This window comes from Zunongwangia sp. SCSIO 43204 (genome assembly GCF_019904275.1).
Classification (GTDB): domain Bacteria; phylum Bacteroidota; class Bacteroidia; order Flavobacteriales; family Flavobacteriaceae; genus Zunongwangia; species Zunongwangia mangrovi.
In genome coordinates this window covers 1749647-1774609 of record NZ_CP063204.1, presented here as the reverse complement: position 1 = coordinate 1774609, position 24963 = coordinate 1749647, and the positions used below count along the sequence as shown (strand labels likewise).

Below are 24963 nucleotides of genomic sequence, written 5' to 3'. Positions count from 1 at the left end.
AGATCTTTTCAGAAAAGAAAAATCAACAATCGCGGCTTAAACTGAAGAATACTTTTATTAGAATTAATAATTCGCTATTTTTAAGGAGTATTTTTTAAGCAATTAGCACATATTTAGTTTTAAGCTATAAATTTCACAATAACCACGATAGCTTTTTACTATAAAGAAACCCCAAAACATAGTATTTCGTTATCTAATTTTAACCTGGTAATAATTAAAATCTTAAGTTATGGCAAACAACAATCACCAAAACAATCCAGATAATCATAAGGTTTGGGAGGTAAATGATTCTAGTAAATGTCCTTTTTTAGGCGGATCAAAAAAGTTTACAGCAGGTACGGGAACAACTAATAAAGATTGGTGGCCCAACCAACTAAATCTAAGGATATTGAGTCAGCATTCTTCCAAAACCAATCCTATGGACAAGGATTTTAATTATGCTGATGAGTTTAAAAAACTAGACCTAAAAGCGGTAAAAAAGGATCTATTTGAATTGATGACCGATTCGCAGGACTGGTGGCCAGCCGATTATGGTCATTATGGACCGTTTTTTATCAGAATGGCGTGGCATAGCGCAGGGACGTATCGTATTGCCGATGGTCGTGGTGGTGCAAGCTCGGGATCACAACGTTTTGCACCTTTAAATAGCTGGCCAGATAATGCGAATTTGGATAAAGCAAGACTACTTTTATGGCCAATTAAACAGAAATATGGTAAGAAAATTAGTTGGGCAGATTTGATGATCCTTGCCGGAAACTGCGCTTTAGAATCCATGGGATTCGAAACTTTTGGTTTTGCGGGTGGTCGTGAAGATATTTGGGAACCCGAAGAAGATATTTATTGGGGATCTGAAGGTGAATGGCTAGGAAACAAAGAACGCTACGAAAACGGAAACACTTTGGAAAATCCTCTTGGTGCTTCGCATATGGGATTAATTTATGTAAATCCTGAAGGACCTAACGGAAATCCAGATCCGCTGGGCGCTGCTAAAGATATTAGAGAAACCTTTGGGCGTATGGCGATGAACGATTATGAAACCGTAGCATTGATTGCTGGCGGACATAGCTTCGGAAAAACTCATGGTGCTGCCGATCCTGAAAAATATGTTGCTAAAGAACCTGCAGGAGCAACTATCGAAGAAATGAATTTGGGATGGAAAAATAGCTTTGGAACAGGAAATGCTAGCGATACCATCACAAGCGGACTAGAAGGTGCATGGACCACTACGCCTACAAAATGGAGCAATAACTTCTTCGAAAATCTATTTGGTTTTGAATGGGAGCTTACTAAAAGCCCCGCCGGTGCCCACCAATGGAAACCAAAAGATAATGCCGGTGCAGGTACTGTACCAGATGCACACGATCCTAATAAAAAGCACGCGCCTTTTATGCTTACAACAGATCTTGCGCTTAAAATGGATCCAGATTATGAAAAGATCTCACGACATTTTTACGAAAATCCAGATGAATTTGCGGATGCTTTTTCCAGAGCCTGGTTTAAATTAACGCATCGTGATATGGGGCCACTTTCAAGATATTTAGGGCCAGAAGTTCCGAAGGAGGAATTAATTTGGCAGGATCCTGTACCAGCGGTAGATCACGAACTGGTAAATGCTGAAGATGTAGCTATTCTAAAGGAAAAGATCTTAAACTCAGGATTATCGGTTTCAGAGCTTGTTTCTACAGCATGGGCTTCAGCTTCAACTTTTAGAGGATCAGATAAACGTGGTGGTGCCAATGGCGCAAGAATTCGCTTAGAGCCACAACGTAACTGGGAAGTTAATAACCCAGCACAACTTCAAAAGATCATCTCGAAATTAGAAGAAATTCAGGCCGATTTTAATAATTCTTCGGAAAGAAAAATTTCTTTAGCAGACCTAATCGTTCTTGCCGGAAATGTGGCCATTAAAAAAGCTGCGAAAGACGCCGGAAGTGATATAAAACTTGAATTTACTCCGGGACGTACCGATGCTACCGAAGAACAGACCGATGCTGATGCCTTTAATGCATTAGAACCAGAATCTGATGGATTTAGAAATTACATTAGAGGAGGCGAAGATGTGAGCACTTCTGCAGAAACCATGTTAATCGACAGAGCGCAATTACTAACGCTTAATGTACCAGAACTTACCGTTCTTTTTGGCGGACTAAAAGTTTTAAACATTAACTACGATGGTTCTAAAAACGGAGTTTTTACTGAAAAACCGGGTGTTTTAAGTAACGATTATTTTATGAATCTGTTGGATATGAGTACAACGTGGAGTTCTACTAACGATGCACAAACAGAGTTTGTTGGTAAAGATCGAAAAACGGGAGACACTAAATGGACAGCCAGCCGTGCCGACTTAATTTTTGGCTCAAACTCTGAACTACGCGCACAAGCTGAAGTTTACGCCTGTGCTGATAGCCAAGAGAAATTCTTAAAGGATTTTGCTAAAGCCTGGACCAAAGTAATGAACTTAGATCGTTTTGACTTAAAATAAAAATATTGATCTAAAATATCGAAAAGCAGCTTCTAGATGGAGCTGCTTTTTTTGTAATATATTCTTACAAAAAAAAACGATCGTTTAATTATCACGAGATCCATTTAATAAAGATGCTCCGGAGAAAATTTTTATCAAAAGGAATTATGCAAGTGAAGATTAAAAGTAAAAATTCTACCCATTCTCGTAAATAAAAAACGTCCTAAAAACAAAAAACCCTCTAAATCAAAAAGATAAAGAGGGTCTCTGTACTCGGAGCGGGACTTGATATTCAATTCAAAATTATTTTTGTTTTATTATATATTACTATATATCAGTGCTTTAATAAATTTTAATGGTAATTGAATTCATTTAAAAACATATTATGTCGGGAACATGTCGGGAAAGTGTCGGAAAAGATTTATTTTTACTTTAAAGACTTTCAGCATGGCTACAGTGAAACTTTTTATTAGAGGAAAACAAGATCCTAGAACAATTTACCTGCGCTTTATTCACGGTAGAAAACATGATTATACCAAAAACTCTGGTAAAATTGTAAATCTCTCCAATTGTATTTTAGCAGGTAACGGTAAAAAGAGCTTAATATTAGAAGGTGTTAAAAGAAATTCACCCGAAATGAAGAATCTTAACCGAAATTTACGGGATATTAAAAATTACATAATAGACATGTATGATGAAGCCACTCCTGGGGAAGTTAGCGGCGATTGGCTTCAAAAACAAATCGATATTTTTAATGGAAACTTTATTCCAGAAGAGGACCAAGGGAAACAGGGAAACTCACTAACAGAAGCCATACAAACCGTTATTGACACTGCCAATATTAGAGAAAATTCTAAGGGTGGTTTAGGCCTTTCCAAGAGCCGCGTGAATTCATATAAAAATTTACTGAAAATCATTAAGGTGTATCAGGGAAAAAAGTCTCTTAAAGTTCAAGATGTGGATATCAAATTTGGCAAATCTTTTTTAAACTGGATGTTAAACAAACAAAACTACTCTGAAGGCTATTCAAAAAAGAAAATTGACGACCTTAAAACTGTTTGTACTGATGCTGAAATCAATGGAATTCAAGTTAGTCATCAACTCAGAAAAATAAAGGGAGGAAAAGCGAAAACAGAGCATATAATCTACCTAACTCCCCAAGAGCTGGAAAAAATTGAAAAAACAAAATTACAAAATCAATCCCTTATAAATACTCGAAAATGGCTATTATTAGGTTGTAATATTGGACAAAGAGGAGGTGATTTATTAAATCTCACAGAAGAAAACTTTATCGTTCGAAATGGATTAGAACTTATAGAGTTAAAACAACAAAAAACAAGGAAGCAGGTTTCCATTCCGGTTTTACCCAAAACAAAAAATATACTTAAAGAAGGTTTTCCTTACAAAATATCCATTCAAAAATTTAATGATCAGATTAAACTCCTTTGTGAAGAAGCGAAAGTAAATCAACTTATTGAGGCAAAAAAAATTGAAATGGTTGATGAAGAGGGAAATGTTATTCCTAAAGATAAAAACGGCAAAAGAAAAAAGAAAGGAGTTAAAAGAAAAATTTCTGGTACTTTTCCGAAATATGAACTTATTACTTCTCACGTTTGCAGGAGATCTTTCGCTACAAATACCTATGGAAAATTGCCAACCCCTTTAATTATGCAGATAACAGCCCACAGTACCGAAAAAATGTTCCTTGGCTACATCGGAAAATCTTCAATGGATTATGCTCAACAAATTGCGGATTTCTACGCAAAAGAAGAAGTGAAAAAATCTATTTGATAATTTGCCGCCACCCCGACTAATCGTACTTTAAATGGATATGAAACACTGTTAATCTATTTTTTTCTCGACACTTCATCAGAGGTTCATTTGCATTCGTCTCCATTATCCATACCTGACTAGCACTCGGCATAGCCTTTTCCAAAACGCTCGATACCTTGGCTCTTTACCAAAGCACCTTATGTTGGTTTGGTGCTCTCCCCTGCAGGACAGCACCGGTGGGTTGGTTCCACCATCTTGTAGACAGTTGCGTAACGACTTTCAGCCGGTCGTTACTCTCGGCACACATATGGCTCGTAGCGGATTTTATGCACGTACTTGTCAATAGACCTTTATTTTATTGATTATCTTTATGTTAAATACCAAAACCGCTGTTTTTTATAGGATACGTTGTTGAACTAAACCTAAAGGTAGCTTCAAGAGATCGCTAAATCACTATTCACTACCTTTAAGTATCTCTAATTATAATATTGAAAGTTATGAAAAAAAAGTAGTACCCTCATTGACAGGGCTTGTAATTCTGTACCCGAGTTTGGCGAACTCTACCGCAAGTTAAAACGTTCCGTAGAACTCGCCGGTAAAAGTCAAAGTACCCTTACCAACTACTCCCGCTGCCTCGCGCACATGTCCATCCATTTTAAATGTAGTCCCCTTGATCTCGATGAAGAACAGGTTTTGGATTACCTGCACCTTCTAAAGTCCCAGCACAAAACACCATCCGACAGTTTCTTCAAGCATACGGTCTATGGTCTTCGCTATGCCTATCGAATCTCCGGGATGAAGGAAATGCGGGTAATGCTTCCCTCTATTGAACGTCCCCACAAACTTCCAGTGGTATTAAGCCGTAGTGAGGTAAAGCAATTGCTTAAAACTCCCAAACTGCTCAAACACCGGCTGGTACTAGCAATGCTCTATGGCTGTAGCCTTCGCTGCTTTGAACTTCGCAGCCTTCAGCTCAAAGACCTCGATTTTGATCGGAAGATGCTCCACATCCGCCAGGGCAAAGGAAGAAAAGACCGTTATGTTCCTTTGTCCCAAATGCAGATCCGTGGTCTAAAAAAATATATCGCTGCAGATAATCCTACCACCTGGTGTTTTAATGGCTACGACAGGAAAGGAAACCCAGCCCAGTTATCGGCAATGGGGGTGCAATGGATCGTTCGGGAAGCCCGTAAACACAGCGGGATCCAGAAAAATATCACTAGCCACAGCCTGCGGCACAGTTATGCCACCCACCTTTTGGAGATGGGATTGGATATTATCAGTGTCAAAGATTTACTGGGACACGCAGATATCCAAACCACCCTCACCTACCTACACGTGGCACAACTCGGTAGGCAGAAGCCCTTCAGTCCGTTGGACCGACTATACAAGAAGTAGCCGTGAGACCTGCTGCCTATGAGGTGGCCCAGGTTCTGGAAAGGAATACGGAATCTTTATCCAAATATTGTTACAACACCTGGCAGACAAGAACCCTGCACGCCTTGCGCAAATGCCGCACTGCTGCCCTGGGTGGCCATATCGACCGTTGTAACAATCCTTCCTGCCATCGGCTCCACCTTAGTTATAATAGTTGCCGGAACCGCCATTGTCCCAAGTGCCAGGGGCATAAAAAGGAGGAATGGATCCGGGCACGGGAAGAAGAACTCTTAAACGTGCCTTACTTCCACGTGGTCTTCACATTGCCATCAGCCCTCAACCGCCTATGCCTGTATGAGCCTAAAAAAATGTATCCTCTACTGTTTAAAATAACCTGGCAGGTGATCCAGGATTTTGCATCCAACCATAAATTCCTGGGTGCCAAACCTGGGATGATCGCCATCCTGCACACCTGGGGGCAAAACCTTTCTTTGCACCCACACCTGCACTGTATTGTTCCCGGGGGTGGTATTGCCCAAAGCGGTCAATGGAAATCTGCAAAAAGCAATGGAAAATACCTGTTCCCGGTCAAGGCTATGAGCAAGGTTTTTAGGACCCGTTTTGTGGCTTCCCTTCGCAAGGAACTGGAACCACAATCTAAAGACTTCTACGAAAGCCTTTTTAAATATGATTGGGTAGTTTATTGTAAACGTCCATTTTTAGGTCCCGCCCAGGTGGTGGAATACCTCGGTCGCTATACCCACAAGATCGCCATCAGTAACCATCGGATTAAAAACCTGGATAATGAAAGCGTTACATTTGCTGTAAAGGACTACCGCCACGGGGGAAGAAAATCCTGGTTACGTTTATCCGATGCAGAATTCATCAGGCGGTTCGCACTTCACATACTTCCCAAAGGATTTGTTCGCATACGGCATTATGGAATCTTGAGTTCCTACCATAAAAAATTCACCCTTACCCAGCGTATGCGTCCGTCTAAGTGCATCTTTTCTGAGAACCGTGTAGGTTATAATTTAGCAGTCTAAATATACTTAAAAATGACTCGATCTTCTACCTCAGAAATGTGTAAGCTGGTAACCAGCTATTATGAATCAGGACAAAGCCAAACGGCTTTTGCCCGTGCCCATGGAATTAGCAAAGGAAAACTATCCTACTGGGTAAACAAATTTATCAAGGAGAAAGGCAAAAAACAGGCAAAAAGCAATTTTGTTTCTTTATCGGCCGACCCTTCTACCGCCCCAACATCCTCCAGGAGTATGCATATCCGTTTAGGTAATGGCGTAGAAATTGAAATTCCCCTGTAATGTTTGCCTTAAGCAGTTCCCTGAATTACCAGTTATATCTTCCTGGTACCGATATGCGTAAGAGTTTTGACGGATTATGTGGTTTGGTCCTTGGAGAATTAGGCCATAGTCCCCAGGATGGTTCGGTCTATATCTTTATCAATAAAGCACGCAATAAGGTCAAACTGCTGCACTGGCAGTCCGGGGGCTTTGTGTTATACTATAAACGCCTGGAGCGTGGCACTTTTGAGTTGCCTGATTACGATGCATCCGTGGGAGGACTCCAATTGGATTACATCCAACTGGTAATGCTCATCGAGGGGGTAGCCATCACTAATATTACCCGAAGAAAACGCTATAAAAAAGCCGGTTAAATGCTGGTATATTTTTAATAAGGGTAGTATTTTAGCTACCCGATGACGCATCAGGAGCTACAAAGAGAAAACGAGCAACTTCGAGAGTCCAATGAATTCTTTAAGGAGAAAATTTCCGCTTTGGAAGTGCAACTCGGGCAACTCTATAAGCTGATTCAAGGCTTTAAATCGGAACGCTTTATTCCTGAAATTCTTGAGCAGCAACTATCACTTTTTTCTGAAGATTCAGATAAAACAGGGCAAATAGCTAGCCCTAAAGAAACCATCACCTATACCCGGGAAAAACAAAAACACCCGGGCCGTGGTAGCTTGCCGGAACACCTTCCGGTACGGGAAGTCATTGTTGAACCAGAGGAAGATGTAAGTACGCTGAAAAAGATTGGTCAGGAAGTTAGTGAAACCCTGGAATACACCCCAGCCAGCCTGGTTAAAAGACGGACCATTCGTCCTAAATATGCCAGGAAAGACCAGCAAGGGGTGGTCATTGCGCCAATACCACCGCGTCCTATCGAAAAATCTATTGCCCAGGCCTGTTTACTTGCCTATATCCTGGTGAGCAAATACATTGACCACTTGCCATTCTATCGCCAGATCCAACGTTTTAAACGAGAGTTCTGCTGGGAACCAGCCTCCAGTACTTTAAGTGACTGGATGGGAAGTTGTTGCCAGCTGTTGGAACCCCTTTATAATACCTTGAAGCAAAAAATCCTCGAAGGCGGGTACATCCAGGCGGACGAGTCGCCAATCAAGGTGCTGGATAATGATAAAAAAGGCAGCACCCATCAAGGTTACCAATGGGTCTATCACGACCCCTTGCAAAAACTGGTGCTCTTTAATTACCGGAAAGGACGTGGACAACATGGTCCCAAGGAACTCCTTGATGGGTATAAGGGGTACGTCCAATGTGATGGGTACAGTGTGTATGATAAAATCGGTGTTGATCCGGATATTACTATGGCGGGTTGCCTGGTGCATGCCAGGCGAAAATTTGTGGATGCCCGGGACCAGGATAAAGCAAGGGCAGAAAAAGCACTAGCGATATTTAGTGAAATTTATAGGGAGGAACGAGCGATCAAAGAAGCAGCAGCCGCGGATGCAGAGATGCGAAAGGAACTAAGATTACAAAAGGTGCTGCCGCTACTGCAACAGATCAAATCATGGATCCAGGAAGAACAGTTTAAGGTGTTGCCTAAAAGTGCTATAGGCAAAGCCATGACGTATTTTATAAATCAATATCCTAAGTTCGAGGTGATCTTTGAAGATGGGAGGATCGAATTGGATAACAACCTTATTGAGAATGCTATTCGTCCATTGGCTCTCGGCCGAAAAAATTTCTTGTTTGCAGGCTCTCACAAGGCTGCGCAAGATGCGGCTATGTTATATTCTTTCTTTGGTAGTTGTAAAATGCAGGGGGTGAATCCCCAGGAGTGGTTAGAAGATACCCTGAAAAGAATACCCGATCATAGCATCCAAAATCTGGAGGAGTTATTGCCCGGGTACTGTGCAGATAAACCATAAAAGATAAAACAATGACCAAAGACCAGGTTAAAGAAAGACAAAAACACCTTCTAGAGCTTACCGGGACCTTCTGCGCCCAGAAACTTGATGGGGAATATTTTGAGCTCTGCGAAAAGCTCATCAAAAAAATGGGCAGAAAAAGGGAAGTCCCATTTAAAAGGGGAAAACTGGAAATATGGGCTGCGGCAGTACTATATGCCATAGGTTCTATCAACTTCCTGTTTGATAAATCTTTTGAACCCTATATCCCGTCCAAAGAAATCCACGATTATTTTGGCACCAAGCCTACGACAGTATCCAATAAAGCCAGGATCATAAAAGAAATGTTTGATATGTGGCATTTTAGCCCGGAATTCTCTACTTCTAGAATGGAAGAAGACAATCCTTTTAATAATATGGTTATGGTTGATGATCTTATCGTCCCTCTTGACTCCCTTCCTCAAGATATGCAACAAATGGTACACCAAGCAAGGGCTGAAGGCAAAGACATTACTTTTACAACAAAATAGGAAGATGATTAATATCCCCCAGAAGAGGAGCTAAACCAAGGTGTAGTTGCTCGGACGGATACTACCCAGCTACAGCAAAGACTGGGACGGGTGCAACTCAAAGAGCGCCAACCATTGCAACACCAGCTTTGCCCGGTGTGCAAGAAAGGAAAATTGGTGACACTTACTACTTTTACGGCCCGAGGCCCACCTGGATACTGGATGGAGAAACTAAGAAAACAATCAAATAAATGAGTATTAAAAACGATTCTTCCGGGCGTAACAGGAAACCTATGGCCCAAAACGATTAAAATGGCACTAAACCCTGTAAGCGCCTGTGAAAAAACTTAGTAAAAAGCAGCTTGACTTTAGGTCGATAGCCAAAAGCCGATATCTTGCATAGAGGCTAGATGTACTATCCGACAAATACTACCTTCTAAAAACAGACCAATCCCCATATAAAGTTAACCGGCAAAGAACCGGTTTAGTCAACATTGCGTTCATGTTGGGCCGTTCCGGCCACACGAACGCTTAGTTATTTAGCGAGCGTATTTTGCTTCCATTTCTTTACTAAATAAAATCGTAAAGCTTTGGTTCATAATTTTATTGTGTCTTAAAATAACATTCCAATCTGGAATAATTTTGGCAATCCTAACAGCTTCTTCGAGATAGATATTCTTTTTGTTCGATATTATTTTATTGCCTACAATTAGATATGTATTTTCCCAATCAATTTTTTGTATTCTTCCGTTTTTGTCAGGTTTGATGGTTAAAAATGCTTGATAGTTGTTTCCCAAGTCAGTTAATTCTTCCCATCTAACTTTACTGTAAATGTATTCGAGATATTCATTTGGGTCTAATTCAGATAGTTTTGATTTTTTTAAAACTCTATTCTTGTACTTTATGGTATTGACAAGAATTCCTCTTTTGAATTCAAGAATTATTTCGTTCGGATAAATTGAAGTATTTGTCAAGTGATTGGATTCGCAGACGATGCATTTACCTTCAAATAAAATTAATTTGCCAGTAAGCCAATCGGCGAAAATTGGTAGTTTTTTATCGCTAACTAATGTTGTTAAGTCTAATTTTGAATCATTGCTTTGATAAGATGAAATTTTTTCCAAGTATAAACTCTCATTTTCAATTTTCCATTCCGTCTTGTAGTTTGGAAAGAATGGTGAAATTTCAATTATCGAATCATTATCCAGACTTATTTGTTTGTCTAAAATTTGTTTTGAAATCGACTGATTTACTTTCTGCCAATCAGTTCTCTTTTCTAAGGGATTTGAATAAAGATTTAAGGTGTCTTTTTCCAAAATTAGAATGTCCGAGCTTTGTCCCGATATTTGAGCAATCGCTCCCAAAATTAAAATATATGCGAAAATTTTGTTCATATGCTCGCTAACGTCCCGTATAAAAACAGTGCGAGCTGGCGTGCGTGATTGTCCGCAGGACAATCCGCTGAGCAAGCGAGCACGGACTTTCGATTCAGTCAGGTTAAGCATTGTTTTTATATGTTGTTACATACAGTTTTCGATATCCATTCTTGAAACGGAGCTAATCGAGTCCATCTCATTGTTTGACCATAATGAATTGTTTTTTGAAATTGTCTGTGGTCAAATTGAGTGCCTTTATTAATAGCTATCAGTTCCATTCTATTGTTTTGGTTTTCTCTAAATAAACCACCTCCACTATCTCCTGCGGCACTTAAATATTCAAGTTCTCTAGGCGTGGGGCTGCCAAGCTTGTTTGCTCGAGGATCATCAGGAGAGTCGAAGTCGGAAAACAAATAAATTTTTAATCCATTTTCAGATAATCCGCCAATCGAATCAACTACGTTCTGTCCTGCTAATTTCTCCATTTTCATTGAAACATCTTCTTTGTCTGCCACACCTGATGCTCCGTATCCTACACCTGTGACATTAGAATTTATCTCATCTGTTGAAAAACTTAGGTTGGCAGGTTCAATGTTTTTTACAGGTTTCTTTAATTTTAAAAGAACTAAGTCGTATTCTCCCCTGTCAATATCAGAAAGGTACTTAGGGTGCACTATCACTTCATCTACAGAAAGACGTTTATTATCTAATCTTACAAATAAACTATCAGATTTTACCACTCGATGATTAATTGGAACATTAGCGTAAAATATTTGCCCATTATTATTTATTGTATCTATTCGCGTATCGCTCTCAATAACATTATGCGCTGCTGTTAAGACATATTTATCGGAAATTAACACGGCAGAACCGGAAAAATAGGTATTAATCCAAATTTCACCAACACTTTGAAATTCTGCGCGTTTAGCAAGCTCGATATATTTTTCTTTATCCACATCGTGTCGGATTATTCCAGAAATTAAAACTGGAAATATGGCTAGTATTAAAAGTTTTAGAATGTTGTTTTTTATCATTTTAGTTGTTTTAAAATTGTATGTAACGTGTTTGTGTCGAGTAGACAAGGGGAGTTTCACCCCGAGCCTCTCACGGAACCGTACGTGATAGTCTCCCATCATACGGCTCTTCTTATTCAATTTATACCTTTAATTTGAATAACCCAAATGCCAGTGGTAAAACAGACTGGGATATTGTTTTCGAACCCTGTCCAACCATCTGTAGGCTTTAATCAGGCTATTTCTATACCGCTTGTAACGATACCTTGCCCATCTTGCCAATTTTATGCGTAATACATAAAACACTTTAGACAAGCTATAGCCTCGGTATTTACCAAAATAACGTATCCACCCTCGGAGTTTTGGATTCAAATGGTGTGCAATGCCAACAATACTGTTACACCGCATTCTTGGGATTTCCATCTTCCTGAGCTGTTCAAATAACCCTTTTCGTGATTGGATACTGATTGCGCAGTCAAAGCCTAAAAACAATTTTCCTGTTTTCTTAGATTTTGAGGTGCGTGGCTGAAAAGTATATCCCAAGAAGTTAAACTTCACTTCTTCATACTTTTGTTGCCTTCTAAAATCCTTACAGTACACGATTTTGGTTTTCTCTGGGTGTAAGGTCAATCCACAATCCTCCACTCTTCCTTTGATATGCTGTAGGATATACAACGCCTGACATTGGGTCTGGCAATGTATGATAATATCATCAGCATAACGTACGAACTCGAGGGAAGAGTCCATCTTTCCAAGCCAAACATCCAAGGTGTAGTGCAGAAACAAATTGGCTAAGAGTGGACTGATCACCCCACCTTGCGGTGTGCCTTTTGTTCTTGCGATGATTTTACCCTGTCGGTTTTGCAATGGAGCTTTGAGCCATCTTTCAATGTATCGCAGCACCCACTTTTCATCCACGTGTTTGCCTAGCGCTTTAAGTAACTTGTCGTGGTCAATGTCATCAAAGAAGTTCTTGATGTCCAGATCAATCACCCAATCATATTTCCAACAGTTTTTACGTACCTGATCGAGTGCTTGATGCGCATTGCGTTTTGGTCGGTAACCATAGGATTGTGGGTGAAAGATCCTTTCCAGCCTTTCCTCTATTAGATTTCTTATAACCGTTTGGGCTATTCTATCACTAATGGTAGGAATCCCCAATTGACGGACGGAGCCGTTTTTCTTGGGGATTTCAACTTGAAGGACTGGTGGCGGGAAGTAATTTCCCGAGGCCAAGCGGTTCCAGACTTTGTATAAGTGGCGATGCCTTTGTAGGTCATACTCTGACATACTCAACTCATCTATCCCTGCACTCTTTCCTTTACGCCTTACCTGTAAGTAGGCTTCCCATACCATTTCTTTGGTAATAGGTAATGATTTTGTCTTCTCAAATTCAATCATCCTCTTGCGAGTTGTAAAAATTGATAAAACTGAATAAGTCAGTCCCTTCGCTCCATTTCCATTACAGAAACTTCAACACTACTACAGACTGATCCGCCCCTGTGTCAAGTATCGCTATTCTGCCTCTAGTTTGCGCTATTGTACATTTCACTTTGCATCTTGGCACAGGTTCCCGAGTTCCGTAAATAAGCCCAAATACTGGTCATGCCTCCTAAATGACGCCTGCCGCCCAGCCAATAAACAGGTGACCACTGGACTTATAATGTTTGTCATACTTCAAACACTTTTGACAGAAGGTTGCACTTTCTCGACACTTCATCAGAGGTTCATTTGCATTCATCTCCAGTATTCATACCTGACTAGCTCGTGGCATAGCCTTTTCCATAACGCTCAATACCTTGACTCTTTATCAAAGCACCTTATGGTGGTTTAACGCTCTCCCCTGTAGGACAACATTGGTGGGTCGGCTCCACCATCTTATAAACAGTTGCGTAACGACTTTCAGCCGATCGTTACTCTCGGCACACGTATGATTTCGTTGCGTGTTTCAGCAACTAAATTAGTAAACTAAAACGAACCAGAGGAAATTCCGCAGGAATTTCCAAGTAGGCTAGAACTAGCAATGAATTATACACGTTGTTATGTGCATACTGGATTCAATAGTAATGCTTTTCAGAAAATTGTCCATGCCATAGTAATAAATATCCATTCCACAGTCCTTTGTTTCACCCCAAATTTGCATTGTAACAAAAAAACAAGAAAAAATGAAAACTACAGTTCCATTAAAATTAGTGCTCCTAGTTTTTTACTAGGATTTACAACTCAAACATTTTCAAAAACTAAAAACACAAACATTATGAACAGTACCAAAAATGAAACAATCGGATTATTAGTAATTATGAAAGCAAAGCCAGGAAAAGAGCAAGACGTTAAAAACTTTTTACTTGGTGGATTAGCACTAGTCAATCAAGAACCCCAAACAGTATCTTGGTTTGCCTTTCAGATAGACAGTAAAACTTTTGGTATCTATGATACCTTTGAAGTAGAAGAAGGTAGGCAAGCTCATTTAACAGGCGAAGTTGCAAAGGCATTATTAGCAAATGCAGGTGATTTGTTAGAAGATTTTGATCCTAGTACAGATATTCAACCAACAGATGTATTGGCATCTAATCATAAGTCCGGATTGCAAAACAATGGCTTACTTGTTATTATGAAATCTAAAGAAGCAAAGACAGCAGATGTCGAAAATTTTCTTAATGTTGGAAAACAATTAGTAAGTGATGAGCCAAAGACTTTATCTTGGTATGCTATAAAAATAGATGCAACTACTTATGCAATCTTTGATACCTTTGCAGATGATTCAGGTAGAGATGCTCATTTAACAGGTAAAGTTGCTGCAGCACTTATGGAAAATGCTCCTGTTCTTTTAGAAGGTTTCCAAGCAACTGCAATTCAAAAAATAGATATTATAGCTTCCAAATAATTTATATCTTTAGAAAGGAGTGTAAAACACTCCTTTCTTTTTATATGTAATATTAAATAAAGAAATATATTCTTATGGCTCAAATTATTATAGATAAACAAAATGGTGAATTAGCCTTTAGACTAGAAAGGTTTGAAAATCTTAATCAATTTGATCATTTACAAAGAAAAAATTATTATTCTATTATTTTACTTAACGCAAGCAACTATAAGTTAAGTGTAGACCTTTCTAATTATGAACTGCAAGGTTATCAAATGATTTGCTTGTCGCCTTATCAACCATTTATGATTTCTTCTGAAGAACGTTGTCAAGGCTGGCTATTAAATTTTCACCCTGACTTTTTTTGTACATATCGTCATCAAAATGAAATTGAAACAGAAGGCGTTCTTTTTAACAACTTTCATGGATTACCACATTTTCAAATTTCTGAAGAAGGGCTGCTTTTTAATCTCATAGACCAAATTTCTAAAGAGATGGATAGAGATTCTATTGCTCAACATGAAGTTCTTGTGGCTTTTTTAAAGGTATTTTTGATAGAAGCAGTGAGACAGAAAAAACAATTCGATAAAGAGATAGTTCCAAAATTTTCTGATGGTCAATCAGAAATCCTACAAAATTTAGTAGATTCTATTGAGAAAAATTATTGTGAATTACATTCTCCGAAAGATTATGCCGATGTTTTGTGTGTTAGTACAAAAACATTGGCAGGGATTGTAAAAAAATATTTACAGCAAACACCTAGCGATTTAATTTCTAATAGAATTGTTATAGCGGCTAAACGAGAGCTATATTTAACATCAAAACCTTTGAAACAGATTGCAGCTGGACTTGGTTATTATGATGAATTTTATTTTAGTCGATTTTTTAAGAAAAAAGTAGGTGTTTCTCCAGATAATTACAGAAAGACAGTAGGTTTCGCCAAACTAGAAAGGCTATAATTATCAGGTGGTCTTAAGTTGCACATAACGGTCTCGGCTATGAGTATTGTGGGTTTTTGAAGCCAAAACTTTCAGTTAAACCCGAACCTAAGCGAGCCATTTTTATATTTGTTAAATTATTCAACTAATATAAAAATTGCGAGCGAATTAGTTGTAATGTTTTTCGGTTTTTGTACTTAACCCCGCATTACTTATAGCCATTGTTGTGCGTTCGTATTTTTTATTCAGTTGAAATCAGAAAATTGTGCATTTTCAAAAATAGCTAAAACCTTTGCCCACCATATCCTTATTATCATGAATTCCAATTGTTGGTTAACGAACTCCAAAACAGCACAATATAAACTCCCAATAATCGATTTATTCTTTCTACTTCAAAAAATCCTCTTTCTGAAAAGCTGGATTTGGGTATGTATAAAATCCTGCACCAGTAGCGACACCTAATTTATTTTTATTAATGAAATTTTCTTCTAAATAGTTCACTACTTTTATCTTGTTGGCATCCTGTGTTTTCTCCGCTGCCATTTTATTTATGTTGTAAGCTGTTGTAATGCCCACAACATCTAATATGGCACATGGACCTACGGGGGCACCCGTCGCCTTCATCCATGTCTTATCCACAGTTGTTGGGTCGGCAACTTCATTGACAACGAGATCGAGTGCAGCACCTAAAAGAGGTACAAGCAAAGAGTTGAGAATATAGCCGGGCTGTTCTTTGTGCAATGGCAAAGGCAACATTCCAATTCTTTTTGCAAACTCCACCACATCGTTGAACACTTCGGGTGAAGTAGTTGGATGCCCCATAATTTCTGCGGTATTGTGTTTCCAAATTTCGTTGGCGAAATGCAAGGCAACAAATTTCTCCGGTCTTGCAGTAGAGGAAGCAAACTGACTTGGTAAGAGTGTCGAAGAATTCGTAGCAAAAACAGTTTTTGCGGGGGCAACTTTTGCCAACTGCTCGTAAAAACCGATTTTAAGCTGTGGGTTTTCGGGTACGGCCTCAATCAGCAGGTCGGCATCTTTTACAGCCTCTTCTAAATTGGATGAGTAGCTCAAATTTTGATAGGTATCATCCAATTGTTCCTGACTTGCATTCAAATCATTTTTAAATGCGGAACTCATAATTTCAAACTTGCCTTTTGCTTTTTCCAATACTTCATCATTAATGTCATAAACGGTGACATTAAATCCGTGAAATGCTGTTTGGAAAGCAATTTGATAGCCTAATACGCCACTTCCGGCTACTGTAATATTTTTATAATTCATATTATTTGTTCTTTATCCATTCTTGAATTTTATGGAACTGTTCTTGAAAGAAAGATTCATGTTCTTCTTCCAATGTTTCGCTTTCGGGTAAGATATGCTCGAAATAACTGTCTTTTAAAATTTTTCTTAAAATGCTTTCACCTGGGATTGGTCTATAATCATTTAGTGATTTTGTGGCTTTCAACAACTGTCTAATATCGTATTGCAACGGTATGATATCAGGTACTTGCTTGTTCAGGTTCAACAGTTCGTAAACGGCAATACGGGCAGTTCTAACGGAACTTTCCATCGTAAAGACAATATCATTGTTGGTCTCTACAAATTGTCCCACCAAACCTAAATTTTTACAACCCTCGGGAACTACATTTGGTCTGTCTCCCTTTGCTCTTGGCATAAACATAGAAGTAATGTAAGGCATAAATGTGGTGTGTACAATGGTGTTTTCAATAACATTATCAATTTGGTCAAGAATACCTAGGTGATAGCAAAGTTCAGTCAGTATTTCGTCTCCTGTACATTGAGGCATAGGTTTTTTAACATAATTTCCTGCTTTATCCATATATAATGAATACACCCAAAGAACCAGAACATCATCGGGTTGGTTAGGAAAGTGTGGCTGACGGTTACAGGTAAAGCTCATTAGCCAATTAGAATCGGTAATGGTAATAATGCCTCCCGTTGCAGTTTTTCCTGAATACGGGTCGTTAATGGTATACTCTTTTAACTTTTCGGTAAAGGCAGACGGTTTACACGTTAATGTAGCTGATTCCCAAGAAGATTTTTCAATATCGCCACAGAATTTTTCGGGACGACCAAAAATCTCGGATTTTGACGCTAAATTTTTCCATAATTTCCATCCGGCACTTTGCCCGCTCGAACCCTTGTCCATTTCTATGATCGGTGCGGTTTTGTTTGTTCCATAAAACGTGTCCTCGGTCATGGAACCGGTGGTCACAATCACATAATCGTCTTTCTCTATTGGTATTCTTACTTCCTTTCCATCTTGTTCGGTAACGATGCCTTCTACCACTTTGCCATGGATATTACTGTGAATGTCCAAATCTTTTACCAAAGTATTTAGCTTAATTTGAACTCCTTTAGATTGTAAATGTTTTCGTAAAGGCGTAATGAACGTATCGTATTGGTTGTATTTTGGGAAAACCAAACAGGAAAAATCTTTCATTCCATCAATGGCGTGAAGAAAACGGTGCATGTACAGTTTGCATTCCAATAGGCTGTGCCAATTTTCAAAGGCGAACATGGTTCGCCAAAAGAACCAAAAATTACTGTCTAAAAATTCTTGGCTAAAATAATCTTCAATCGTTAAATCGTCTAAATCTTCTTTTTTCTTCAACAATAATTTCACAATGGCCAATTGGTCTTTTCGCTCCAGTCCGAATTTGCTGAAATCCTGAATTTCACCTTGGTTGTGAATCAAGCGGGCTTTGGAATAATTGGGGTCATTGTCGTTTACCAATCGGTATTCGTCTAATACGCTGTACGGTTCAGGAAGTTCTACGGCTGGAATATCCTGAAACATGTCCCAAAGATTTTCATAGGTCATATCCATTTCTCTCCCTCCTCTTATAATATAACCGTCTTCGGCATTTCCTGCACCATCCAAAGAGCCGCCATCAACATGCAATTGGTCTAAGAAAATGATGTTTTTGCCAGGAATTTTTCCATCACGTATAAAATAATATGCTGCCGACATACCCGCAATACCACTACCTACAATGTATACTTTGCTGTTCTCATAGGATTTTGGGGGAATACCGATATTTCTTTGATAATTTCCAATCTGATCCGAAAAAGGCATGGTTTTTTCCTTGGTGTTCAATTGTATTTCCTTACTCGAATCCGGCTCGTGGTTTACATTTCCATATTCTTTTGATTTTGATAGAAGCGAACCAAACTTATCTGTTATTTTCTTCATTGTTAAAGTATTTTGATTATTTCATGATAATAAAGGTATGGCTATACTTAAATTTACATGTATCCCTTAATTCGGTATTTGTGTCCGTTAATTCTTATCGGACGATGTTTTGTCTTGTTCTATATTGTGAAGGTGAAATTGTGGTATGTTTTTTAAAGAATCGCCCAAAGGCAGAGGTAGAATTGAAGTGTAATTGAAATGCAATTTCAGATACTGTGAGTTCAGGATTTCCCAATAGTACATACGCTTCTTTTAGCAGTATTTCATTAATGACTTCATGCGGTGTTCTTCCACTTGTTTTTTTTACTATTTCTATTAAATATTTATTAGAAATATGCAATTGGTCGGCGTACAATTGTACTGGTTTATGCTCTAAAATTTGTTCTTGCACCAGTTTCTTAAACTTCAAATAAATAGTAGAAATGACTTGGTCTTTACTTTCTGGTTCGTCAGCATAGCGATGTGTAATTTCGGCAACTTCAAGTAATATGTTAAAAATAATACTTCGAATAATTTCATCAATAAAATTTCCGTGGGTTTTAGTTTTATGTTTTAAGTAATCAAGCAAGCTCAATATATGTTCTATGTCTTTTGCGGGTGCGTTTAATAAGGAATAGCTGCCTTGTTGAAACAGACCACTTTTTTCAATAATAAATGGGTTAGAAATATTTTTGAGCAAGAAATATTTTTCAAAAAACAGCAATTTCATTTTAAAATCTTTACTAAACTTCCTAAAATAGACAATGGTAGATGGTGCAGAAATAAGAAAACTATTTTGTTGAACAAGATAATTATTGCCATCAATTTCCATAGTCATTTTTCCGCTTGTACAGATGCACAGTGAATAAAAATCCATACGAAACGAGTTTTCGGGAAATTGAAAAATCGATTTTCCTGAAGAAATATAGTAAAGCTTATCACAAGCTACACCATAAAATGAAAGTGTTTGTTTTAGATTTTGATACAAATGATTTTATTTTTATATTCTGACTAACGTCAAATTTAGTTATTGATTATCAATTAGTTATATTTTTTGAATTTCTCCATTGCCATTAACTTTTTTCATCTTTCTCTTTTGTCGTTAGCTCAAGAAATTAACAGGTTTTTTCTTGTGTGGGGAATGACGCACAACGGTCTTGTATAACAATCAGTTGCGGGTTGGTTAAAAACTAAGATAGCTAAAATTACCGACTTTTATGCTTGCGCGGTTGTGTCCGCAGGACACAAAGCCGCAATTGTTGTTATACGGTGTTAGCAGCTGGTTTTTTCTCCGTTTTCTTAAGTAAATAAAAGTTTTCGTTTAAAATTAATTCTTTACTTTGATTAATATTATTTTCATATTTTTTTGAAAGACTAAAGTAATCTTGATGATCAATTAACTTATAATTTTCCTTTGATTGATAATACTGATTTTCGATAGTTTGATAATCACTTTCGGTTGTCTGGACTTGCAACAAAAAACTGGACAAATAGTTGAATGACTACGCTGCTAGTTTAAGGTTATACATGTCTAATTCAAATTCTCTTATAGTTCTATTTCCTAAAAAGGAATGTCTTCTTCTATTATTATACCAAGTTTCTATCCATCCAAAGATGGATAACTCCGCTTCAGATCTCAACTTATAATTGTGCCTATAAACCCATTCTACCTTTAATGATTTAAAGAACGATTCAGCAATGGCATTATCCCAGCAATTACCTTTTCTGCTCATAGATTGGTTTACTAAGCCATTGTAACTTTTAATTAATGAGGTAAACTTATGGCTGGCATATTGTATACCTCGGTCGGAATGAAAAATTAAAGACTGGGTTAAAGTAGTTTTCTTTATAGCCATATGCCAAGCCTTAATAATAGTGTCTTCTGTACTTAGATTATCGCTTAGAGCCCATCCAACAACTTTGCGGTTAAACAAATCAATAATGACAGTAAGGTATAACCAGCCCTGTTTGGTTTTGATATAGGTTATATCGCTTACCCAAACTTGATCCTGTCGGCTTACTTCAAAGTTTTGGTTTAATAAATTAGGAGCTATGGGGTAATTATGTTGACTATATGTGGTTGCTTTAAACTTACGTTTTCGTTTTGCAAACAAATAATTAGCACTCATAATACGTGCAACTCTAGGCTTTGATATTTTATAGCCTAATGTCTCTAGTTCTGTTTTTATTCTAGGTGAACCATAGCTTTGAAAGCTATCTTTAAATATAGATTTAATAAGCCCAGTTACCTTTTGATTTTCTAACCATAATTTACTTGGTCCCGATTGTAACCAATGGTAATAGCCACTTTTGCTTACTTTCAATATTTTACACATCGTCTCGACAGGAAATCTCATAAGGTGTTGTTTTATAAACCTGTATTTTTCTTGTCGCTCGCGGAGAAGATGCTGATGGCCTTTTTTAAGATGTCTCGTTCTAACTCGGCTTCTTTTAATGCCTTTTTTAATCGGGCTATCTCTTTTTCTTCATCGGTCATTTTAGGATTACCACGGCCAGGGAAACTGTTGTTACCGTAATCTTTTAACTCTCTACGCCAACGGTAAAGTACAGATGGAAATATATCCAAGTCTTCACATACTTGTTTTACATTGCCTTTAGCATAACTTAACTCGACTGCTTTTTGTTTAAATTCTAAGGTGTAATGTTTAGATTTTCTTCTCATAATTGCTAAGGTAATAACTAGCAAAAATATTCTCTCAACTTAGTGTCCGGTCTAATGTAGTAATTCCAGCTACTGGTTGCCCTGGGAATGGGAGCTGTGGTTGCGGGATTGGCTTCTGACCTGCCCTGGCTCATTACCATGAGCAAATATAAAGACTGGACCTTCCTGATTGCCGGGATTATGATAGGCTTTAATTTCTGGTTGTTCTACGGAAGAAAAAGAAACCAAACCTGCGAGATCGATGAAAACGGAAATGAGACCGCATGTGATACAGCAACAAGATGGAGCAAAGCCATTCTTTGGTTTTCCTTTGGCCTTTATGTCCTTGGATTGTTTGCTGCTTATTTACTATTGCCCATTCAAAGATTTTTAGAAGTTTAAATTTACAAAACATGAAAAATTATTTTTTGATCCTATTCATAGGGTTATCGACACTGTATAAAGTAGAAGCCCAGGGGCATGGCCCAATTTATGGATTACAAACCCCCACCCTGGCAAAAGGCGGTATAAACATGAACGCTTCCGGAATGAGTATAGCGACCGAAGACGAGGCCTCTTATATGCTTCGGTATACATTTTTCTATGGCATTACGGAAGATTTACAGGTTACCCTTACCACTCCTACTGTGATTGAGCGTCTGGAAAATGCTCCACGAACCCGTGGAAATAGCATGATGCCTTCCAATGGAGATATCGAGGCTGCTTTGTGGTATCGTTTTTTTTCAAATGCTTTTGGGGTAGGAAAGAGGTTTGAATCCACAGCAATTTTAGGTGTATCTGCCCCTACTGAGGATGTTCGCGGACAGGTGAATGTAGGGAACTCTATCCATGGGGCCATTTCTACGGGATATGCCTCACGTACCTGGTACGCCTGGTTAGGTGGCGGTTACCAATATTATTTTGAAAAGGACAACGAGCAATTAGGCGATTTACCCTATGCAAGCATGGTGATAGGTTATCGTCCCGATGTTTTTATGGGGGATTATCCTAAACCCGACTGGCGGATATTTGTAGAATCACTGGCCGAATTTCCCGGAGATAATAAAGTTAACGGACAATTTTTTTCTACAGATGAACGGAGTAAAAAAGTATTGGTTGGTCCTTCAATTTTAGGACTTACCGGTCCCTGGGGAATTTCCTTCGGGGCATTGTTCCCGGTATACCAGGATCTTATTCCGAATACGCCCCGTGAAAAATATAGGGTCTCACTGAACATAAGTTATTGGTTATAACAGATATTAAAGAAGAATTTTAAACATAAAAAAAGAGTAAAATGAAAAGAATAGCATTAATTATCGTAGTGACAGTGTTTGGAATCATAAGTTCCAACGCCCAAATCACCAAAGTAGATCAGGAAGTTTTTGGAATGGATTGCGCACCTTGTGCCTATGGCCTTGAACGCGGACTCAAAAAAATGGATGGTATAGAAAAGGTACAAGTAAGTCTGAATGAAGGCAAAGCTTATTTAGATCTGACTGCAAACAATAATTTAAGCTTGAAACAAATTCAGGAAGAAGTGAAAGTGAATGGTTTTTCAGCTAAGAATGCCGAAATAGTTATAAAGGGCAACTTCGTTGAGCAGGATGGCACTTATGCAATACAAACCGGGAAAGAAACTTTTAAGATAGCTGAAGCAACTTCTACCAACTTACGCTCCAGGTTAAAACCCGGAGTCCTTACAGTTAAAGGGATAGTTCAGGATGAAGAAGACGGGGAGCTAACCACTAAGTGGGAAATTGAGCTTACTGAAATCCTTTAATTAAATGAAGATTAAAAAATACAGCTTATTGGGCGCAAGTTTTCTTAGTGCAGGGGTTCCATTTTTATGTTGCTGGACCCCTGCTATATTAACTGGAGTAGCGGGAGTCACCGGTATTTCCTCTGGTTTTGAATGGTTACATCCAGTAAGACCGTATATGTATAGCATGTCTTTCTTATTCTTAGGTGTCGCTCATTATAGGGTGTATAAGGATACCAAATTCTCGACTTTAGAAAATAACAAAGATGAAAACGAATGTGGATGTAGTCAAAATCCTGAAAATTCAACAAAAAACAAATCGATATTATGGCTAACCACTTTTTTGGTCTTTTTTATGATGATAATAAACTACTTTCTGGAATGGTGAAGATTTCCGGGAAGAATATTATTATTACCTGCTTAATATTCATATTGGGTTTTAATATGAATGCTCAGGGCCCGCCTATTTTTACGGATACACCTATCATATTAGGTGTGCAGGGACGTGGAGTGCGTACTTTTGGCAATATAACTTCTAAGGAAAATGCCAAGGCTTACGCGCAGGTACTTATTGTTCCTTATAACATTACCAGTAAATGGCAGGTAGATGCGGTAATACCCTATGTCTCAATTTCGCCCGATGGCTTGGATTCCCAGTCGGGATTTGGAGATTTAAAAGTATTTACAAAATATCAACTCTTTCAAAAGGATGATAAAGGAGAGGCCTTAAGAAGTTTAATTAAATTAACCGAAACTTTTCCTACGGGAAATTCCAGTCAAATGCCTGCCCTGGGTGCCAGTGCTTTTCAAACTACCATAAGCCTTGTATTGACGCACAACCTTCCCGTTCCCCTGTAAAACCTTCCTAAAAGTTCGATTAACCACGATCTGATCACCGGGACATGATTCCAGGTATCCAGTATACCTTGTATATCAAGCTTTTCGCGGAACTGTGAAAGCAAATCTGTATCTTCGTCGATAGCCTGTAGCATACCAAATTCAATCCCATTGTGCACCAGCTTAGTAAAGTGACCTGCCGATGGAGGACCGGCATGTACATAACTCTACCAGTAGCAACAGAATAGCTGCCTTACGATAATCTTTCGCACATATTGTTCATTGAATCTCGAATGGTTTGTAATACTTCATGTGTATAGAATATGGTTATCCTTAAATGGGTATAATCCAAATCCCGCTAAATTACTTTCTTTCTTATTTTCAACAACAGTTGCGAGGTTAAAGCCAAAATTGGCAATTCAATTAAAGGACCTATAACTAATGACAATGCAACCAATGGTTCATAAGCAAATGCGGAAACTGCAATGGCCAATGAAATAGGTGAATTTCTTGCCATTGTTGTCAATGTGAGGCTTACCCTGTTTTGATAACTGAATTTAAAAAACCTGCTGACCAGCTGTGCCAGTAAAAAAGTAATGATAAAAAATATAATCACAGGAAATAGCAATTTGTAAATAACATCAGGATTTTCCAGTAGATTTCTTCCTTCTGAAGCAAACATTGCGACTACTGCCAATGATAAAAACAACACCTGGGATTTTACAAAAAAGCCGGTAAAAGACGTCCCTGAAGTATTGCTTCGGCTAACTATTTTTTTGGTAACTAATACTAATAAAAAAGGAATCAGGAGCACCAGAAGAATACTTTCAACCAGTGACCTGAATTCAACATTTCCTGATCTTCCAAAGAATAGTAACAAAAATATTGGAAGTAAAAGAATCTGCAATATCAGGTTGATTGGAAGAATAGAAGTAGATAGCGGCACATTTCCTTTTGCAACACCGGTAAACACCAGGTACCAATCTGTACAGGGAGTTACCATAAGCATCACAAACCCTAT

At 38.3% G+C, this 24963-nt stretch carries 23 protein-coding genes and 1 pseudogene; 15 read left to right on the top strand and 9 right to left on the bottom strand.

Features of this window, described 5'->3' with window-relative positions; genetic code table 11:
• The first annotated feature begins 229 nt into the window (after positions 1-229).
• From katG to INR75_RS07820, 8 genes are all read left to right on the top strand, one after another.
• The gene (katG, locus tag INR75_RS07855; RefSeq protein WP_223091446.1) at positions 230-2482 is read left to right on the top strand and encodes a catalase/peroxidase HPI; all 2253 of its coding nucleotides are present in this window, start codon (positions 230-232) and stop codon (positions 2480-2482) included.
• Between the two features lie 426 nt (positions 2483-2908).
• On the top strand, positions 2909-4252 hold the full coding sequence (locus INR75_RS07850) for a phage integrase SAM-like domain-containing protein (RefSeq protein WP_223091445.1): 1344 nt from the start codon (positions 2909-2911) through the stop codon (positions 4250-4252).
• A 624-nt stretch (positions 4253-4876) separates the two neighbouring features.
• Complete coding sequence (locus INR75_RS07845; RefSeq protein ID WP_223091444.1) at positions 4877-5632, top strand: tyrosine-type recombinase/integrase; 756 nt, start codon at positions 4877-4879, stop codon at positions 5630-5632.
• A 2-nt stretch (positions 5633-5634) separates the two neighbouring features.
• The gene (locus tag INR75_RS07840) at positions 5635-6657 is read left to right on the top strand and encodes an IS91 family transposase (protein WP_370629892.1); all 1023 of its coding nucleotides are present in this window, start codon (positions 5635-5637) and stop codon (positions 6655-6657) included.
• 12 nt (positions 6658-6669) lie between these two features.
• The gene (locus tag INR75_RS07835; protein ID WP_223091443.1) at positions 6670-6936 is read left to right on the top strand and encodes a helix-turn-helix domain-containing protein; all 267 of its coding nucleotides are present in this window, start codon (positions 6670-6672) and stop codon (positions 6934-6936) included.
• A complete protein-coding gene (gene tnpB / locus INR75_RS07830) occupies positions 6936-7289 on the top strand; it encodes an IS66 family insertion sequence element accessory protein TnpB (protein ID WP_223091442.1) in 354 nt (117 codons plus the stop codon). Before INR75_RS07835 ends, tnpB begins: the two co-directional genes overlap by 1 nt.
• Positions 7290-7331: 42 nt before the next feature.
• Positions 7332-8807: an IS66 family transposase gene (locus tag INR75_RS07825; RefSeq protein WP_223091441.1), complete on the top strand. Its 1476-nt coding sequence runs from the start codon at positions 7332-7334 to the stop codon at positions 8805-8807.
• 11 nt (positions 8808-8818) lie between these two features.
• On the top strand, positions 8819-9316 hold the full coding sequence (locus tag INR75_RS07820; RefSeq protein ID WP_223091440.1) for a DUF6398 domain-containing protein: 498 nt from the start codon (positions 8819-8821) through the stop codon (positions 9314-9316).
• 518 nt (positions 9317-9834) lie between these two features.
• Here INR75_RS07820 and INR75_RS07815 read toward each other — a convergent pair.
• The 3 genes from INR75_RS07815 to ltrA form a co-directional block, all read right to left on the bottom strand.
• Positions 9835-10800 (bottom strand): hypothetical protein, encoded by a 966-nt coding sequence (locus INR75_RS07815; RefSeq protein WP_223091439.1) that lies wholly within the window; start codon positions 10798-10800, stop codon positions 9835-9837.
• 5 nt (positions 10801-10805) lie between these two features.
• On the bottom strand, positions 10806-11705 hold the full coding sequence (locus INR75_RS07810) for a trypsin-like serine protease (protein WP_208226039.1): 900 nt from the start codon (positions 11703-11705) through the stop codon (positions 10806-10808).
• A gap of 129 nt (positions 11706-11834) precedes the next feature.
• Complete coding sequence (gene ltrA / locus INR75_RS07805; protein ID WP_223091438.1) at positions 11835-13085, bottom strand: group II intron reverse transcriptase/maturase; 1251 nt, start codon at positions 13083-13085, stop codon at positions 11835-11837.
• An 856-nt stretch (positions 13086-13941) separates the two neighbouring features.
• Here ltrA and INR75_RS07800 point away from each other — a divergent pair.
• A complete protein-coding gene (locus INR75_RS07800) occupies positions 13942-14568 on the top strand; it encodes a putative quinol monooxygenase (RefSeq protein WP_177195722.1) in 627 nt (208 codons plus the stop codon).
• Between the two features lie 74 nt (positions 14569-14642).
• Entirely contained in the window at positions 14643-15506 is an 864-nt protein-coding gene (locus tag INR75_RS07795) for an AraC family transcriptional regulator (protein ID WP_223091437.1), read from the top strand.
• A gap of 366 nt (positions 15507-15872) precedes the next feature.
• On the opposite strand, the gene INR75_RS07790 is transcribed toward INR75_RS07795, so the two are convergent.
• From INR75_RS07790 to INR75_RS07775, 4 genes are all read right to left on the bottom strand, one after another.
• Positions 15873-16769 (bottom strand): 3-hydroxyacyl-CoA dehydrogenase, encoded by an 897-nt coding sequence (locus tag INR75_RS07790; protein ID WP_223091436.1) that lies wholly within the window; start codon positions 16767-16769, stop codon positions 15873-15875.
• A gap of 1 nt (position 16770) precedes the next feature.
• Complete coding sequence (locus INR75_RS07785) at positions 16771-18705, bottom strand: oleate hydratase (RefSeq protein ID WP_223091435.1); 1935 nt, start codon at positions 18703-18705, stop codon at positions 16771-16773.
• 94 nt (positions 18706-18799) lie between these two features.
• Positions 18800-19672, bottom strand: a complete 873-nt coding sequence (locus INR75_RS07780) for a helix-turn-helix domain-containing protein (protein ID WP_223091434.1) — start codon at positions 19670-19672, stop codon at positions 18800-18802.
• A gap of 514 nt (positions 19673-20186) precedes the next feature.
• Positions 20187-21391, bottom strand: a protein-coding gene (locus INR75_RS07775) for an IS3 family transposase (protein ID WP_086026153.1) whose coding sequence is annotated in 2 segments (ribosomal slippage) — positions 20187-21112 and positions 21112-21391 — 1206 coding nt in all. Because the reading frame shifts where the segments join, the coding sequence is not laid out codon by codon here.
• A 63-nt stretch (positions 21392-21454) separates the two neighbouring features.
• Between INR75_RS07775 and INR75_RS07770 the strand changes: the two genes are divergently transcribed.
• From INR75_RS07770 to INR75_RS07750, 5 genes are read left to right on the top strand one after another with little or no spacing between them, the layout of a single operon-like run.
• The gene (locus INR75_RS07770; protein ID WP_255584669.1) at positions 21455-21748 is read left to right on the top strand and encodes a hypothetical protein; all 294 of its coding nucleotides are present in this window, start codon (positions 21455-21457) and stop codon (positions 21746-21748) included.
• Positions 21749-21759: 11 nt separating this feature from the next.
• On the top strand, positions 21760-22599 hold the full coding sequence (locus INR75_RS07765) for a hypothetical protein (protein WP_013073424.1): 840 nt from the start codon (positions 21760-21762) through the stop codon (positions 22597-22599).
• A 41-nt stretch (positions 22600-22640) separates the two neighbouring features.
• Complete coding sequence (locus INR75_RS07760; protein WP_041579141.1) at positions 22641-23126, top strand: heavy-metal-associated domain-containing protein; 486 nt, start codon at positions 22641-22643, stop codon at positions 23124-23126.
• Positions 23127-23130: 4 nt separating this feature from the next.
• Positions 23131-23493 (top strand): hypothetical protein, encoded by a 363-nt coding sequence (locus INR75_RS07755; RefSeq protein WP_049771487.1) that lies wholly within the window; start codon positions 23131-23133, stop codon positions 23491-23493.
• Positions 23433-23963 (top strand): hypothetical protein, encoded by a 531-nt coding sequence (locus INR75_RS07750; protein ID WP_013073426.1) that lies wholly within the window; start codon positions 23433-23435, stop codon positions 23961-23963. The genes INR75_RS07755 and INR75_RS07750 overlap by 61 nt, the downstream gene beginning before the upstream one ends.
• On the opposite strand, the pseudogene INR75_RS20600 reads toward INR75_RS07750, so the two are convergent.
• Both INR75_RS20600 and INR75_RS07740 read right to left on the bottom strand, forming a co-directional pair.
• A pseudogene (locus INR75_RS20600) lies at positions 23912-24127 on the bottom strand (hypothetical protein); the annotation flags it as partial. The gene INR75_RS07750 and the pseudogene INR75_RS20600 sit on opposite strands and share 52 nt — an antisense overlap.
• Positions 24128-24300: 173 nt before the next feature.
• Positions 24301-24951: an arsenic resistance protein gene (locus tag INR75_RS07740; protein WP_013073427.1), complete on the bottom strand. Its 651-nt coding sequence runs from the start codon at positions 24949-24951 to the stop codon at positions 24301-24303.
• Between the last annotated feature and the right edge of the window lie 12 nt (positions 24952-24963).